Source organism: Streptomyces sp. sk2.1, from assembly GCF_008120935.1.
Lineage (GTDB): Bacteria > Actinomycetota > Actinomycetes > Streptomycetales > Streptomycetaceae > Streptomyces.
In genome coordinates this window covers 1-897 of the sequence record NZ_RDBO01000138.1, presented here as the reverse complement: position 1 = coordinate 897, position 897 = coordinate 1, and the positions used below count along the sequence as shown (strand labels likewise).

General features: G+C 72.2%; 1 protein-coding gene. It reads left to right on the top strand.

Translation table 11 applies throughout. The features are described from left to right. The first annotated feature begins 192 nt into the window (after positions 1-192). Positions 193-714, top strand: a complete 522-nt coding sequence (locus EAO76_RS41425) for a protein kinase domain-containing protein (RefSeq protein ID WP_148841403.1) — start codon at positions 193-195, stop codon at positions 712-714. Positions 715-897 lie beyond the last annotated feature (183 nt).

The window sequence follows — 897 nt, the reverse complement described above, 5'->3', positions numbered from 1 at the left end:
TCCCGAGGCCACACTCGACGCCTACCGGTCCTCCCTCGAAGGCGCCCAGTACACCGTGGTCGACATCGGCGGCACGTTCACCGCGAGCTCGGGCACGACCGCCGTGCAGATCACCACCACCACCGACACCGTGATCCTCACACTCGCCGGCGCCTGACACCGGCGCACCCGTGCGCCGGTACGCTACGGCGCATGGAAGCAGGGGGGATGCTCGCCGACCGGTACCGGCTGCTCGCGCCGATCGCGCGCGGCGCCCAGGGCACGGTCTGGCGGGCCGTGGACACGCGTCGCGGCGAGGACGTGGCGGTGAAGGTCACCGGCGACGCCGACATCGAGTCGCTGCTGCGGCTCGTGTGCGAGCAGTCGGTACGCATCGGACACCCCCATGTCCTCGCCCCTGTCGACTGGTTCGTCCGCGACGGCGAGGCATGGCTGGTGCTGCCCCTGGTCCGCGGCGGCACGCTCGCCGGACTCCTCGCCGACTACGGCGAGCTGCCGCCCGCCGTGGGCCTGCTCCTGGCCGAACAGCTCCTGGACGCGCTCGCCGCGGTACATGCCGCCGACCTCATACACCGTGACGTCAAACCCTCGAACGTCCTCCTCGCCGCGACGCGTGTCCACGGCCCGCCAGACCGTGCCCTGGGCGCCGCGCGCGATCGGCGCGAGCAGCCGGTACCGGTCGGCGAGCATCCCCCCTGCTTCCATGCGCCGTAGCGTACCGGCGCACGGGTGCGCCGGTGTCAGGCGCCGGCGAGTGTGAGGATCACGGTGTCGGTGGTGGTGGTGATCTGCACGGCGGTCGTGCCCGAGCTCGCGGTGAACGTGCCGCCGATGTCGACCACGGTGTACTGGGCGCCTTCGAGGGAGGACCGGTAGGCGTCGAGTGTGGCCTCGGGA